Origin of the sequence: Idiomarina sp. MD25a (assembly GCF_001870515.1) — a bacterium.
GTDB lineage: Bacteria > Pseudomonadota > Gammaproteobacteria > Enterobacterales > Alteromonadaceae > Idiomarina.
Window position 1 is genome coordinate 26175 of record NZ_MDGT01000007.1, and the last position, 15585, is coordinate 41759.

The 15585-nt window shown below is 45.9% G+C and carries 15 protein-coding genes; 3 read left to right on the forward strand and 12 right to left on the reverse strand.

Annotated features, from left to right (window positions below):
• Positions 1-6 precede the first annotated feature (6 nt).
• The 4 genes from BFR57_RS12500 to BFR57_RS12515 all read right to left on the reverse strand — a co-directional run bounded on the left by BFR57_RS12500 (position 7) and on the right by BFR57_RS12515 (position 4853).
• Complete coding sequence (locus tag BFR57_RS12500; RefSeq protein ID WP_071464312.1) at positions 7-333, reverse strand: hypothetical protein; 327 nt, start codon at positions 331-333, stop codon at positions 7-9.
• A gap of 133 nt (positions 334-466) precedes the next feature.
• The gene (locus BFR57_RS12505; protein ID WP_071464313.1) at positions 467-2143 is read right to left on the reverse strand and encodes a sodium:alanine symporter family protein; all 1677 of its coding nucleotides are present in this window, start codon (positions 2141-2143) and stop codon (positions 467-469) included.
• A gap of 40 nt (positions 2144-2183) precedes the next feature.
• A complete protein-coding gene (locus BFR57_RS12510) occupies positions 2184-3317 on the reverse strand; it encodes a M14-type cytosolic carboxypeptidase (RefSeq protein WP_071464347.1) in 1134 nt (377 codons plus the stop codon).
• A gap of 90 nt (positions 3318-3407) precedes the next feature.
• Positions 3408-4853 carry a glyceraldehyde-3-phosphate dehydrogenase gene (locus BFR57_RS12515; RefSeq protein ID WP_071464314.1) on the reverse strand — a complete coding sequence of 482 codons (1446 nt, stop codon included), beginning with the start codon at positions 4851-4853 and terminating at the stop codon, positions 3408-3410.
• 125 nt (positions 4854-4978) lie between these two features.
• On the opposite strand from BFR57_RS12515, the gene BFR57_RS12520 reads away from it, so the two are divergent.
• Positions 4979-5812 carry a DUF2989 domain-containing protein gene (locus tag BFR57_RS12520; RefSeq protein WP_071464315.1) on the forward strand — a complete coding sequence of 278 codons (834 nt, stop codon included), beginning with the start codon at positions 4979-4981 and terminating at the stop codon, positions 5810-5812.
• On the opposite strand, the gene msrB is transcribed toward BFR57_RS12520, so the two are convergent.
• Positions 5775-6188 (reverse strand): peptide-methionine (R)-S-oxide reductase MsrB, encoded by a 414-nt coding sequence (gene msrB, locus BFR57_RS12525; RefSeq protein ID WP_071464316.1) that lies wholly within the window; start codon positions 6186-6188, stop codon positions 5775-5777. The two genes, BFR57_RS12520 and msrB, sit on opposite strands and share 38 nt — an antisense overlap.
• A gap of 91 nt (positions 6189-6279) precedes the next feature.
• On the opposite strand from msrB, the gene pyk reads away from it, so the two are divergent.
• Positions 6280-7710, forward strand: a complete 1431-nt coding sequence (gene pyk / locus BFR57_RS12530) for a pyruvate kinase (RefSeq protein ID WP_071464317.1) — start codon at positions 6280-6282, stop codon at positions 7708-7710.
• 24 nt (positions 7711-7734) lie between these two features.
• On the opposite strand, the gene BFR57_RS12535 is transcribed toward pyk, so the two are convergent.
• The 4 genes from BFR57_RS12535 to BFR57_RS12550 are packed head-to-tail and all read right to left on the reverse strand — an operon-like array spanning position 7735 to position 11233.
• Positions 7735-8583 (reverse strand): DUF6279 family lipoprotein, encoded by an 849-nt coding sequence (locus BFR57_RS12535; RefSeq protein ID WP_071464318.1) that lies wholly within the window; start codon positions 8581-8583, stop codon positions 7735-7737.
• The gene (locus BFR57_RS12540; RefSeq protein ID WP_071464319.1) at positions 8583-9407 is read right to left on the reverse strand and encodes a LytTR family DNA-binding domain-containing protein; all 825 of its coding nucleotides are present in this window, start codon (positions 9405-9407) and stop codon (positions 8583-8585) included. Before BFR57_RS12540 ends, BFR57_RS12535 begins: the two co-directional genes overlap by 1 nt.
• Positions 9404-10489 carry a sensor histidine kinase gene (locus tag BFR57_RS12545; RefSeq protein ID WP_083405148.1) on the reverse strand — a complete coding sequence of 362 codons (1086 nt, stop codon included), beginning with the start codon at positions 10487-10489 and terminating at the stop codon, positions 9404-9406. Before BFR57_RS12545 ends, BFR57_RS12540 begins: the two co-directional genes overlap by 4 nt.
• Before the next feature lie 33 nt (positions 10490-10522).
• Positions 10523-11233 carry a flagellar brake protein gene (locus tag BFR57_RS12550; protein WP_071464320.1) on the reverse strand — a complete coding sequence of 237 codons (711 nt, stop codon included), beginning with the start codon at positions 11231-11233 and terminating at the stop codon, positions 10523-10525.
• A gap of 72 nt (positions 11234-11305) precedes the next feature.
• Between BFR57_RS12550 and BFR57_RS12555 the strand changes: the two genes are divergently transcribed.
• Positions 11306-13087, forward strand: coding sequence for a M61 family metallopeptidase (locus tag BFR57_RS12555; protein ID WP_071464321.1), 1782 nt, complete (start codon positions 11306-11308; stop codon positions 13085-13087).
• Here the strand turns inward: BFR57_RS12555 and BFR57_RS12560 are convergent.
• From BFR57_RS12560 to BFR57_RS12570, 3 genes are all read right to left on the reverse strand, one after another.
• Positions 13084-13947, reverse strand: coding sequence for a M23 family metallopeptidase (locus tag BFR57_RS12560; protein ID WP_071464322.1), 864 nt, complete (start codon positions 13945-13947; stop codon positions 13084-13086). The two genes, BFR57_RS12555 and BFR57_RS12560, sit on opposite strands and share 4 nt — an antisense overlap.
• Positions 13940-14821, reverse strand: a complete 882-nt coding sequence (locus tag BFR57_RS12565; RefSeq protein ID WP_071464323.1) for a 6-carboxytetrahydropterin synthase — start codon at positions 14819-14821, stop codon at positions 13940-13942. The genes BFR57_RS12560 and BFR57_RS12565 overlap by 8 nt, the downstream gene beginning before the upstream one ends.
• Before the next feature lie 77 nt (positions 14822-14898).
• Complete coding sequence (locus BFR57_RS12570; protein ID WP_083405150.1) at positions 14899-15546, reverse strand: LysE family translocator; 648 nt, start codon at positions 15544-15546, stop codon at positions 14899-14901.
• Between the last annotated feature and the right edge of the window lie 39 nt (positions 15547-15585).

Here is a 15585-nt window from a genome sequence, read left to right on the forward strand (position 1 = left end):
TGTACTCTACCGCTTTCTCTTCAGCATAATAAGACGTACGCGATTTATAACAAACCACACGAGTCCAATACCAATAACTAAAAGCGCAGTGCTCCGCTGCCAACTATTAGCGAGGGGTTGTTGGAAGAATAGATAGACAAAGGCAGCGATTGAAAGCAATAGCGCTAACATCGACTGAGAAACCAGTTTATCCGACTTTTCTTGACGCAGTCGAGCGGCTTCACGCTCGATATCTTCTTTTGAATTACCCGCGAATACAAACTGACAATGAGGGCAATCTTTTGCTTTTGAAGACACACGCTTGCCGCACGACGGGCAATTGACTAATGCCATATCAAACACCTTTACTGATATATACCAAGCAATATAAGGCTTTTGTCACCAAATTCAAGGGACAGCCCGAATAAATGAAGTTTAAATAAAAAAAGCGAGGCAAAAGCCCCGCTTTTTAACATAAACGTTATATCTATTTACGTTTTTGTTCTTTATTAAAGTCTTGCCAGTACGACTTAACCGTACTCTTCATTTCCTTGTGTAATAACAACATACCAATCAAGTTCGGTAATGTCATTAACACGATGGCGACTGCCGATGCCGTCCAAATTAAGGTGGTGTCGGCAAAAGACGCCCAGAAAAAACCTGCCACGTATAGAATGCGATAAGGCATGACGCCTTTTTGTCCGAACAAATAAACAACCGCACGGTCACCGTAGTAAGACCACGCAATAGCGGTCGAAAACGCGAACAATAATAAAGTGACTGGGATAATATATTGTCCAAAGTCACCAAAATAACCGTTAGCAAAGGCAAGCGATGTCAATGCCGCAGAGTGAACCAATGATTTACCAACAACTTCAATATCGTCCTTGATCAGATTGCCGTTTTCAACCTTTACGGTACCGGTGTAGGCATCTTCACCCGCAACAACAAAGCGCACGTCTTCAGCAACCGAACGTGCGTGAAGAATAGTAAACTGATCATTCGTTTGAGCAACACCATCTTCGACACGAACAATCCCGTTGTAACGTTCGATTTCGTTGTCATCAGTTTGGTTCAAGTAAGCGTAAAGCTTCTCCCGGTCAGCCGTTACCGTGTCATCGTAATGACCTGCAATAAAGTCGAGGTCGCTGCGCGCAAAATTATTCTCAAACTTTTGCGTCCATACGCCCGACGATAGAATAACAAGACCTGTCAGTGTACAGATCAAAATGGTATCCAAGAATGGCTCTAAAATAGATACCAGACCTTCAGACACGGGATCTTTTGCGCGAGCTGACGCGTGCGCAATCGGTGCAGAACCTTGACCGGCTTCGTTCGAGAACAAGCCGCGGTTAACGCCTCGGTTGAAAGCATAAGCGAAGCTTGCGCCCAAGAAGCCACCCGCTGCCGCAGAGCCCGTAAAAGCATCGCGGAAAATCGAGATGAACGATTCGCCGATATTATCAAAGTTAAACGCGATAACGCTTAATGAACCAATCACGTACAAAATACCCATGATTGGCACAATCTTCGAAGTCACTGCAGCGATACGCTTAATGCCACCGATAATAACCATCGCCAATAAAATCGAGAGTACGGCACCTGTGATGACCGGATCGATTTCAAAGGTTTGTTCCATCGATTGAGCGATATTATTGATTTGTGGCATGTTACCGGTGCCGAAGGAACTGATAATGGTTGCGATAGCAAAGATTACCGCGAGCCACTTCATGTTCAAACGACGGTCCATGTAGTACATTGGTCCACCGGCCATGGTGCCATCTTCAGTTTTAACGCGGTACTTGTGCGATAACGTGACCTCAACAAACTTGGTGGTCATACCCATGAATGCAGTCATCCACATCCAGAAAATAGCGGCTGGGCCACCTAAGAAGATAGCCAGCGCTACACCACCAATGTTACCCGTACCCACGGTACCAGAAAGCGCTGTCGAGAGCGCTTGGAAGTGACTGGTATCGCCTTGTGAGTCCTTTTTATCAAACTTACCACTTAATACGCGCCATGCGTGACGGAAATAGCGTACTTGAGGAAAGCCCAAATAGAGCGTGAAGAATAAACCCACACCCAACAAAAGAAATGGGAAATAGGCCGCGGAGCCTAAAAACCCATCAATCCATAACAAAATATTATTCAGCGTTTCCAAGGTGTATCCCCTTTATTTATTGTTATTTTTACCGCGTACGTTAAACCTTACGCAGGAGTGGCGATACTGCCAATATAGCAGTTAGCACATCCTCGCCTAAACGTTGACAACGAGTTGAAGACCAGCCGAAATCCTCATCAGGCAAATCAGCATTGTCTTTGAATGGCATTTCTAATGTATACGATAGACATTTAAAACGCTCGCCGACAGCTGAGCAAGCAACGGTCATATTGGCTTTGCCAGGCTCATCTTTTTCGTAACCGAACTCATCTTGAAACTCAGGCGTTGCTGCGAGCAAGGCATTTTTAAACGTTTCTTCCAGATGCTTATGGCGCTCATCATACGAAGGAATACCTTCACAGCCAGCAACAAAATTATAAGGCAGTGCTTCATCACCGTGCACATCTAAAAACATATCAACGCCGGTTTCTTGCATGCGCTTGAGCACATAAAAAACTTCTGGGCTTTTCTCTAGCGAAGGTTCAGCCCACTCACGATTTAGGTTAGTACCTACCGCGTTAGTACGCAAATGGCCGCGAACACTACCGTCTGGGTTCATATTAGGCACGACATAGAACACATTCTCATCGAGCAACTTACGCGCAACGCCATCTTCGTCGTCAAGCAAACGGCCCAATAGACCTTCCATCAACCACTCAGCCATCGACTCACCTGGATGCTGACGTGCGGTGACCCATATGGTGTTTTTCTCTTCGCTCGGCTCGCCGATAATCAAGAGATTTAGCTCGCGGCCGTCGATGGTCTCGCCGAGTAATTCGTGATAGCAATCAACCGACTGTTGCGCTTGCTGGATGAGATCTAAGTGACGCTCATATGAATAAGGCACGAAATAAGCATAATAAACTGACTCTTGCTCTGGCGTATGCCGAATCGTCAGCTTCTCACCATCATATTCTGTAGGTACTCGAAACCAGGTATCGCGATCGTAAGACGCCAATGCTTGGTAATCCTTCCAGCCATCGGGATAAGCTGATTTACCTGCATTCTCAATGATCATCACATGTTCCTCGCCTACTTCGGCAAACAACTTGTAATGAAACCACTGATAAAAATCGGACTGATGATCTTTACGGATTGTCAGACGGATGTTGTCACTTGAATTTGCTTCGATAACGTCAATGTTGCCGCTATCAAACGCCGTATTTATACGTATCATGCGTTTCCTTTATAATTTTTAAGAACGAATGCTTAGCAGTATACGAAAAAAGCGCCACCACGGGCGCTTTTTTCTATTTTTATGTGTTTAGCGAGGCAAGTTAGGTACTTTAAGACCTGCCATATGCTCGGCAACACGTACAACCTGACAGCTGTAGCCAAATTCGTTGTCATACCACACGTACAAAACAGCGCGGTCATCTTCAACAATAGTCGCTTGCGAATCAACGATACCTGCATAACGGCTACCGACCAAGTCGCTTGATACAATTTCCGTTGAAGCCGTGTAGTCAATTTGGCTTTCCAGAGATGAGTGCAACGCAGTTTTACGTAGATACTCATTAAGTGTTTCACGATCAGTGGCTTTGCCAAGATTCAGGTTCATAATCGCCATTGAAACGTTAGGCGTAGGCACACGAATCGCGTTACCGGTTAACTTACCTTTAAGTTCAGGTAATGCTTTTGCAACTGCTTTGGCGGCGCCGGTTGAAGTGATAACCATGTTTAATGGTGCAGAACGACCACGACGTTCAGCTTTGTGATAGTTATCAATCAAGTTTTGGTCGTTAGTATACGAGTGAACAGTCTCTACGTGACCATTGTGAATACCGTACTCGTCGTTAACTGCTTTGAGTACAGGGGTAATCGCATTGGTGGTACAGCTCGCCGCCGAAAGAATGCGGTCATCTTCCAAAATATCGCTATCGTTCACACCAAATACGATATTCTTGATGTCACCTTTGGCAGGCGCAGTGAGTAGTACTTTTGCAACGCCTTTCGATTTCAGGTGCAAGCCCAAACCGGCTTCATCTTTCCAGATACCGGTATTATCGATAACAATCGCGTTGTCGATACCATACTGAGTATAGTCAACCTGGTCGGGACCATCTGAGTAAATCACTTTGATAGAGGTACCGTTAGCCTTGATGCTGTTGGTTTCTTTATCAATCGTGATCGAGCCATTGAACTGACCATGAATCGAGTCACGACGAAGCAAGCTCGCACGCTTCTCTAGATCGCCTTCGCGTCCACCACGAACAACAATCGCTCGTAAGCGCATTTTGTTGTTTGCACCGTTTTTTTCAATTAACAACCGTGCCAGTAAACGACCGATGCGTCCAAAGCCATATAGCACAACATCACGCGGTTCGATGCTGTCATCAACGTCAACTACGTCAGCTAGCTCACGACGTAGATAATCTTCAATAGACAAACCGTCTGCTTTACCACCGTGGTGATAACCATACGCGAGTTTGCCTAAATCAACGCGTGCTGGAGCCATCTGCATTTTCGCCATGGCTTCTAAGAACGGGAAGCTCTCGCGTAAACGCACTTTTTGACCTTCATAACGACGGATCAAACGATGCGCTTTAATGATGTTAATTGTCGAGACGTTTAATAGTGAACGACCATAAACTAGAATCTCCACACCAAAATTACGGTATAGTTTACCGATTAATGGTTGCATGAGTTCTGCGTACTCTTGGCGCTCCTGCCAACTTGAGAGTGTCGGGTCCTGCTGGTTAGCATTCATTAGCTAAGTCCTCATGGTATGATATGCTCAAAAATCTCGATGCGTATTGTACTGAAAAGCGCACTCATAAGCCAACCTATGCTGGCGAAGTTGTTAGTTAATCGTTGAAATGGCGGAAAATATCAATGACATATGCACGTAGTATCGGATTAAGCGCAGCCATCGCTGCCATTGTTGTCACGCTTTCAGGCTGTGAAGAACGACCGATTACTGTGCGAGAGGCGTGTGAAGGCTACCCCGATATCTGTTCTGACTTGAACCAAGATAATTGGTGTAATGCGGAGCGGAGACAGCTGATTTTAACGCGCTATGCTAATAAAACAGATGAGACACCTACCCATCAATATTATTTACTAAAAGACTTACAGTCATACTCTCAATGTATCGAGTTAGCTTCATCAATTGAGCATAGAAAGCTCAAAGCCAAGCAATCTCACCGCATCGAGGCGTACATCAAGAGCTTGAGCAACATCGAGAAACTCGCTCAGCAGACCAAGAGCAGCGACCACCCGCTTTTGATGTACTGGCACTGGGCCAATCGAGGTAATAATGATGCCCTTGACCGTTTACTCGCGCTCGAGGGGCAACCCATCATGCAAACATCGGAATTACAATTTGCATTGGCGACTTACTACGCCAAAGAAGATAGTCATACAATGCTCGAATATTTATATCGAGCATTGCGACTGTATAAGCCGCAACAACGCTTTAACGTTGAGATCCCCGAATCACTAGTGACCTATTATTTAAACAATCAACGCATTGATGAAGCTTATATTTGGGCGCTTGTCGCAATCCAATTTAACTCGGAAGTGCTGCAGGCCGATCAACTAGGCACTATTTTCACGCAATCGGACGAGCGCAAAGAAACGCTCGCCGACTCGGCAGAAGACATTATTGACCTAATTGAAGAGGGTCGATTTAATCTTTACCCTGATTGGTCAGCGCCAACGAGTTAACGCAATAGCGTTGCCCCGTTGCTGTGGGGCCATCGTTAAAAACATGACCTAAATGGCCTTTGCATCGACTACATACAATCTCAACGCGTTGCATGCCATGGCTTGTGTCCTCTCGATATTCGATGGCGCCATCAATCGCGTCATCAAAGCTGGGCCAACCACAATGACCTTCAAACTGCTGTTGGCCTGTAAACAATAATTGTCCGCAGCCAGCGCAGTGATACTCGCCGTTTTCATTCACCTGAATAAAGTCGCCACTAAATGGTGCTTCGGTACCCTGCTGACGCAGAATCTGATATTGCTCAGGAGTTAGTCGCGCACGCCATTGTTCATCACTCAGGTCGTTCCAATTAGTGTCGTTTTGCTGATTACTCATCACTCACCTATGTCTCTGTTCTGTCTTACTTTGTTAACAAACACTGTGTTAGACTTAAGATTCAATCATTTTCAGCTGCTCGGAGTTTTACATGTTGCGTCGTACAAAGATCGTTACCACCCTAGGTCCTGCTACTGATGACCCCAGTGTTCTTAAGTCACTTATACAAGCAGGTGCTAATGTAGTACGTCTAAACTTCTCTCATGGTTCGGCGGACGATCACATCAAACGCGCTGAAATGGTTCGTAAGCTATCCGCTGAATTAAAAGCACACGTTGCCATCTTAGGTGATTTACAAGGACCAAAGATACGGGTAGCACGCTTCAAAAACGACAAAGTCACACTTTCTCAGGGTGAGAAGTTCACACTCGATGCTGAGTACGACAGCCAATCAGGAAACGAGCAAATCGTCGGACTTGATTATAAAGCACTTCCACAAGATGTAGCCCCCGGTGACATTTTGTTGTTGGACGACGGCCGTATTCGTTTAGAGGTAACTGATATCGACGGTACTGCAGTGCATACCGTTGTCGTTGTAGGTGGCCAATTATCCAATAATAAAGGTATTAACCGACTCGGTGGTGGGCTTTCAGCTAAGGCACTCACTGAAAAAGATTTAGAAGATATTAAGACGGCTGCAAAAATTGGCGTTGACTACTTAGCAGTGTCGTTTCCTCGCAGCGGTGATGACATTAACGAGGCACGCCAGTTATTGCGTGCAGCGGGTGGCGATGGTGTCTTGTGTGCCAAAATCGAACGTGCTGAGGCCGTTGCTTCAGAACACGCGTTAGACGATATTGTTCGCGCTTCGGATGCAGTCATGGTTGCGCGGGGGGATTTAGGTGTTGAAATCGGTGATGCCCAACTTGTGGGTAAACAGAAACTCATCATCAGTCGTGCACGTCAATTAAACAAAGTAGTGATTACCGCGACACAAATGATGGAGTCGATGATCGAAAACCCGATGCCAACCCGTGCCGAAGTTATGGACGTTGCCAATGCCGTGCTTGATGGCACCGATGCGGTTATGCTTTCAGCTGAGACTGCGGCCGGTAAACACCCCGTCGAAACAGTCAAAGCGATGGCAGAAATTTGTTTGGGTGCAGAGACACACCCGAGTGCTCAGTTAAAGCATCACGATTTAGAAGAACATTTTTCGAGTATTTCAGAAGCAGCAGCGATGTCGGCGATGTATGCTGCAACTCACTTGACCGGTGTGAAAGCCATTATTGCACTGACCGAATCGGGCTTCACTGCTAAGTTAATGTCGCGCATTACCTCGCACTTACCCATTTTTTCCATGTCACGTCACTCAGGTAGCCGTCACAAGTGCGCACTATATAGAGGCGTATATCCTATTCAGTTTGACTCAACTCAATCAGAAAACCCAATTTTAGATGCTATTGGTGTCATCAAAGGTTTAGGTCATGTGACAAAAGGCGACTTAGTGGTATTAACCCATGGCGACGTAATGGAAACCGTAGGCTCAAGTAATACCTGCAAAGTTATTGAGGTTCAATAATAAGCTCGTGAGGCACACGCTTGGTTAAGCGCCAAAGTGTGCCTCAATATCTCGACACGTCTCAATGTATTCGTCCAGTTGTTCAATTAACCTATCGCGCTGATCTTGGTTCAGAGTCCCGCTTAATTTGGCGAGGTATTGATGACGAATAGCCGCTTTCGCTCGACGGTTTTCGCGCTGCTCGTCGGACAACATTTGTTCTGGATCGGTGATTAATGACTGGATTCTTTGCGCTTTGATAGGCGACTGTAATAACGCCTTCTCGAAAGCGTCAAGCCAGCGTTTACGGTAGGCTAGCCAGTCATAATCGTTTGGTACCGCTTCGGATTCAGCCACCCATGCTTTAATCAATTGCCGTTGTTCGTCAGTCAAAGTGCCTAAGCGCTCCTCAACGGACTCCTGCCGACGTTTAACACGGTCATAAGAGGCAAATAGGTCATCGCCCTCCTCAGCCTCCTCTTCGCGCTGCTCATCAATTTTTGATTGCATTGAGACTATTAGTTGCTGCTTCTGTGCATCCGACAACGTGTTGAGGAAATTTGTACGGGTGGCAATTTGGTCTTTTATTTGCTGCCAAAAATACCAGGCGTCCATCTCGATTTGCTCAAGCAAGTCACGGTCTACAGTGTCTTCGGCAAGTGCCTGACGTAAACTTTGAAGGCGGACGCGGTATTGGGGAATTTGTTTCGTAGCATGCCATTGATGGAGCTCATCAATGATTTCAGATGCACGTTCCTGCTGGTCATCTGTTAGCTCGACATAATCATCGAGTTGCCACTCTATAAAGGTGTCGAGATACCGATAACCAAACTGAGCCGTACATCCGACTAATAAGATTGATAGAACAAGTACTGCCGCATAGATTCGACGCATTAATTTAATATCAGTTGTTTGATCCTATCTTTGTAACTACGACTGACTTTTAATTTTTGACCATTCTTGAGTGAAATATGGTATTCGCCGTTTTGACGTGTGCATAATTTCTCAACTTGGTTGACGTTCACAATCGCAGAACGGTGGATACGCTGAAATAAATTAGGGTTAAGCTCTTTCTCAAGCTCCTTCATTGTTCGACGCAAAATAAACGTCTCACCGCTGGCATGAATACACATATAATCCCCTGCCGCATCGACCCATTCAATCGCATTGATGGGGACCCGCGTGATTTCACCACTGTCTTTTATAGCAATATGTTCCGGATACCGACTCATCGGGACATCATCGCCACTGGCGAGCCGTTCGAGGATTACATCGCAATCTTCGCCAGTAACCTCAGCAACTAGATTCACTAACTTTTGCTGTGTTGCATCAAACTCATTAGGCTCAAGCTCCTGCTTGACCCGCTCAATTGTTTCGGTCAGGCGATCTTCGTCAACAGGTTTTAACAAGTAATCCAATGCGCGGACCTCAAAAGCGCGAATAGCGTATTGATCGAACGCTGTCACAAACACAATCGCAGGTAACACCTGCATGCTCTGTTGAAGTGACTTGAGCACCTCAAATCCGTTCAAGCCTGGCATCTGAATATCTAAAAATACAATATCAGGCTTCAACGCACTAATTTCTGCAATGGCTTCACGACTATTGCCTTGATGACCGATCAACTTAATCTCGTCGAATGACTCCAATCGGATGGCTAGTCCTTTACGTGCTAACGATTCATCGTCCACGATGTAAGCAGTAAAACTACGACTCATACACTCTCCAATGTTTCATAAGGCAATACAATCTCAACGCATAAGCCTTGCGGTTTATTTTTCGTCATGCGGAAGCTGAAATCATTACCATACAAAGCTGATAATCGCTCACGCGTATTCTTTAAACCCACACCTGCATTGCGCATTAATAATTCCGGCTGTTCAGGCGCATTAGGCCCATTATCGCATAAACGTACTTTTAACTCGCCGCGTTCAATATAAGCCGTTAACGATAATACGCCCTGATCCTCAGTTTTAGCAATCGCATACTTAATCGCATTCTCGATTAACGGCTGGAACAGCAAACTTGGTACCAACGCCTTTTTAGCTTCATCGCTGACATCAATAATAATCTCTAGCCGTTCATCAAAGCGGACTTTTTCGATGTCGAGATACAACATCAGCGCCTCGACTTCCTTCTTTAACGTGATTTTTTTAATCGGATCGTTATCTAAGGAAAAGCGCAGGAAGTGGCTTAATCGATTAACCATCTTATTCGCGATTTCAGTATCTTTGACCAAGATCAGCGTTGAGATCGCATTGAGGCTGTTGAATAAAAAATGAGGATTGAGTTGATAGCGCAGCATTTTAAGTTGCGCCTGGTGCGCCATTGAAGACGCCATCAGTGCTTTTTGTTTTTCGCTTTGTAGCATGCGGTAATACTTGATGCCAAAGTACAAACCGCTCCAACTCAACACGATATAAAATTTAGCGATGTTATTTTTGAAGTAAGCAAGTTTGCTATCTGGTGTAAATCCGAATTTGTAGATTTCCCAGTAGGTCGCGTTATCTATTACTGCCCACAGACACGCAATTGTGTAACTCGCTAAAATGACCACGAACATTAACAGTAATGGATGCCACTCCCATACCCGTTGGTAAAAATAGCGCAGCGGCAGCGTCATGAAAAAGCCAGTGTACGCCCCTAAAATCAAGACAACACCATAAATATCGCGCATCTCGTGCATCAATGAGCCGATATAGTTCACCAGCGCATAGCCTGCCCAACCGCCTAATTGCAGTAACCAAAACCAGCGATCAGAGCTCGGAAACCAAGATTTACTTAGAATTGCTTTTACCAACGTATTAAACCTTTTACCTGTGCAAGCGCAAGCTCATGATTGCGAGCGCGATAAGGCGTCAATATCAACGAGACTGCCCGCAAACAGGCCATTGATGGCTTCTTTTTGTTGGCTATTAAACTGCACACCCAGAGTGACTTCATCATCAGATGCTTTCACTTGCCTAACAATACTGCCCAATTTGACGGTGTTTCCTGACTTCTGCTTGACGATAATGTTGACCCGATCGCCCGATTTCCACTCGATACCCTTCTCTTTGTCTTGCTCGTCTTCAGTATCTTGCTCATCAAGTAAGCAGCGTAACTTACAACCGGTTTCCGATACATCTAAGATAATTGCTTCCACTGAAGCATCGACTTTATTATCTTCTGATAGGCGTTCAACCGTACAAGGCAAATAGGCATCAAAACGACGTCCTTGCCTTATCACACGACTCTCAACTTGTTTGGGCCAATCTAAAAACAGCATTTTAGTTGGATGCGCGACGACAAAATCAATGTCACTTCTGAATGCGCAAATTTCACCATTTTCGTTTTCTAACACAAAGCGCACGATAATCGGCACACCCTCATAGAGATGTTCCCTTAATTCACCGTAGCGCCGAGAATCAGGCATATTGACGATAAACCAACGACCCATGACAGCCCCTATAAAGTCTGTCTGGAAACGCGCTGGTACATTGAGGCCGGAAATTTGTATTTCTACTTTTTGCCCCACCGTCAGCTGCTTGATTTTTGCTGTCATGCAATCCCCTATCAATAAAACCGAGTATGTTAATATAATCGCCAGAAGTCATTGACTGTCAAGCAAAGGAGTATGAGTTTGAACCATTACTACATTAACCCAATTGACCCCAAAGGTCATTTATTTGAGGTCACTCTGCGTATTGAAAAGCCGCATCCTGATGGTCAAGAACTCTGGTTACCGAATTGGATACCCGGCAGCTATCTCATCCGCGATTTTAGCAAACATATTATCGGCGTTTATGCCGAACACGATGGACGTGCCATTAAGCTCGATCAAATTAGCAAAAACCGCTGGCGCCTCGAACCCTGTGATCACGCCGTACAAGTAAGTTATCAAGTATATGCTTTCGATCTCTCGGTTCGTAGCGCTTATCTTGACGAACTACAAGGCTTTTTCAATAACACATCACTCTGTCTGGCCGTCGCTGGCCAAGAGCAGAATCCTTGTCGATTGATCCTTGAGCCAAGCGATAGCGTCGCGCATTGGCGTGTTGCAACCGGTATGCCGCGCGTATCTGGAAATGCACACAGCTGGGGTGAATTTGAAGCGGAAAACTACGACAAATTAATTGATTACCCATTCTTGCTCGGTGAGCTGACCATTGAAGAGTTTATTGCCCATGGTATTAAACACTCGTTAGTACTGAGCGGCCGACACAAAGCCGATACTTCGCGCATCACCGCGGACCTAGCGCGTATTTGTGAGTATCAGCTAAAAATGTTTGGCGATCCAGCACCCTTTAAGCACTATACGTTCTTAACCATGGTCGTAGGCGATGGTTTTGGTGGGCTTGAGCATAACAACTCGACTGCGCTGGTGTGCAGCCGCAAGGACCTCATTAAGCCTGGGCAGACTAAGGTGGACGATAACTACGAAACGTTTTTAAGCTTGTGCTGCCATGAGTATTTTCATAGCTGGAACATTAAAACGCTTAAGCCTAAAGCTTTCATCCCCTACCCGCTGGAGCAAGAAACCTACACAGAACAACTGTGGTTTTACGAAGGCATGACTTCATATTTTGATGATTACCTGCTTCATCGTGCAGGCATTATTTCTGCCGATCGTTATTTACGTTTGCTGGGCAACACCTTGGCGCGGGTTGAACGCGGTGTCGGACAGCATCAACAATCTGTGACTGAATCGAGCTTCTTAGCTTGGACCAAGTTCTACCAACAGAATGAAAACGCGCCCAATAGCATTGTAAGTTACTATGCCAAAGGGGCTCTTATCGCTTTGTGTTTGGACTTAACCATTCGTCTACAAAGCGATCATCAACTCGATTTACAACAAATAATGCATGACTTTTGGCATCGGTACGGTAAAACCGGCGAAGGCACGGAGGATCATACATTTTTCGAGTATTTAAGCCATTACACCGCACTTGATGTCAACGAGATGCTTCATAACGCTCTATATTCTCGTGAGCAACTGCCTGTGTCAGAGCTGCTAGAAAACTTTGGCGTGAAGGTGGCACGCCACGTGCCCGCTAACGACTTACAAAGTAACGGCAAATTACCCGAAAGGTCCGCTAAAGTGACCTTAGGAGCGCGTTACAAAAACCATCCTCAAGGATTGGAGCTAACCCAGGTGTACCACGATGAAAGCGCTTATGAAGCAGGATTATCGGCCAATGACCGCTTAATAGCCATCGACCATCTTCAGGTTACTAGCGATAACATCAACGAAATATTAGATGCTTTCAAGCCGGGCGACAGTGTTACCGTGCACGCCTTTAGACGAGACGAGTTACGAACATTAAAGCTGACCTGGCAAGCACCTAAGAAAACAAGCTACGTGCTTTCTATCACGCAGCCTGAGTATCTTAATGATTGGTTGAAAACCAACCTTTAGTTATTTGCGAGAGGATATAGCTGGGGTAATAATGCAGGATCGAGGCGCTCATTGCCCCAGTTTACGCGCCAATCAAGGTGTGGGCCCGTGGCGCGACCCGATGCGCCTACTTCACCAATCTTTTCACCTTGCTGAATGGTATCACCGACCTCAACCGAGAGCTTGCTTAGATGCAGGTACGTGGTATTCACACGGTATCCATGATCGATAATGAGCGTGCCGCCTGAATAGAACAAGTCAGGTTCTGCTAGCGTCACCACACCACTCCAAGGCGCGTAGACGGGGGTTCCAGTCGGTGCGGCAATATCTTCGCCATAATGAGGGCGGCGAGGTTCACCATTATAGAATCGCTGTGAACCATAAACACCACTGATACGCCCTTCCGCAGGCTTACGTACCGGTGTCATAAAGTCCATTCGTTTCGAGTCGGTTTGGCGAGCACGCCATACTTTAGCTGCTTCAGCCTTGGCGCGTTTAACCTGCTCGGGATCCGGCGTGACAGTTTTTTGCGGCACACCTTCAACTCGATCAATCTTGTATTCGCGTTTGCTTAAAGTCAGATTAATCGGTGTTTTTTCTGAGCCTTCAACCACTTCAAGGGTTTGATTTAACGCAGCATCGCGCCCAAAACCAATAACAAAGTAACCATCATCACTGATATCAAGGCGCTCACCTTGATAAATCACCTGTGAGTTGGGCTCAACTTGACCGATCAGCAACGCCCCCTGAGTCAACTCGCCGTACCATGTCACGGGCGTATCGGTCACGGATATATCTTCCTGAGTCGCTTTAGCTGCGCTGCCAAACGCAATACTCACTATCGATAATAGTGGGATAATCACTTTGAAACGGTTAAGCATAAGCAATTGCTCCTTTGCCTACTCCCTCGAACGCTCGAACCCGTACACGTTGCTCAGGATGGTCTTGTTTGATTTTTGCAGCAATAAACTCTGCAATGCACTCCACCGTAGAGTCCGAATCAATAAAATCGTTCTCACTCTTAGGTACGATCAATTCAAACAAGCCTTGATCAGCAACATAACTGTAGCCCACATGAGTCGCTTCACTCAGCTGCTTAGCCGATTCCGACCGCTGTAACCGTTTAATCTCTACTTTGTCTTCTTCTGAACCAATGTAAATATCAGCCCATCGCTCAGACCATTGTTTCTCGAGCACTGGTTGACGAATATTATCCAACGCAATTTGAATTTTTGAACGGTGACCGTGAGCGATACGCTGGCAGTTACCGTCATGTTTTTTGAGCCCATGAGTATAATGATAATAGAAGCCATCTATCGCTTCGGGGCGCAATGACAAGCGCAATCCTTGTACGTTACCGGGCAATTCGCGTTTTATTACTGCGCGTAAGTAGTCGGTCACGGTCAGTGCATCCACTTTTTCCGCATCGATATAAGCAAAGGCTTCAGCGGGACAAAATAGATGAATCGAGCGCCCTTCGGGACGCATAAAGTCAACCCAGTGAGACTCGTCGTCATCAGAGTGTGTGACACGTGTGTATGCGTGGCTGCTCGGTACCAGTAGCTTATGATCAACTGACCGATCAATAATCGCTTTGATCTGCTTCTTCACGCGACCAAAATCAAGCACCATCGACTGTTCATTAAGTGAGCCATCGAGCTCAATATCTACAATCCAGCTTTCGCCCACGATGCCGCGCTCGGCACATAGGTAAGAACAATCAATTACGGTCAAATCATCTACAAATAACAGCATAGCTCTCGCTTACATCTCATAAAAATCGGTTCAATTATAACGCTATTCATTGGGTTACGCACCCAGCACTCATCGGCTTAAACAATAATTTTCAGTTCGCTGAGTACGTCAATGAATAAATGTACAGCTAGCGCAATCAATAACACACCCATTAGTCGATCAACCCAGTGCATGTAACGCCACACGCGTTTAAATACGCGCTCCGACGACAGCACTCGGGACAGAAACAAAAACCAGACGCCAGTGGCGAGAATTAAATAAATGGCATAGCTTAACTGCCAAGCAAATGGCGTGTCAGGGCTAATCACCACCGTAAATAATGTCAAAAAGAACAACGTTGCTTTGACATTCAGCCCATTAGTTATAAAGCCTGTCATAAACGCGCGTCTTTCAGACGGACGCTGCGGGTCGTGCTCATGGGTGTCGGGCGCAGGTTTCGGTTTTGACTGCAATGCGCCCACGCCCATGTAGGCTAAATAGAGCGCACCCGCTGTCAAAATAGCTGCATATAACCACTGGGTTTGTTTAATAATAATGGCTACACCCACCAGTGAATAAGTCACATGCAAAATAATACCTGCGGCTACGCCCAAGCTGACAAACGCGCCGACTTTACGACCGTAAGATAAGCTATAACGCGTCACCACCGCGAAGTCTGGACCAGGACTTGCAACGGCGAGGAGATGATAGGTGGCAATAGTAAGAAACTCAGCCCAATAAGACACGACTTGCGCCTCCATGCAATTAAGGTTAACTTTTAGTTA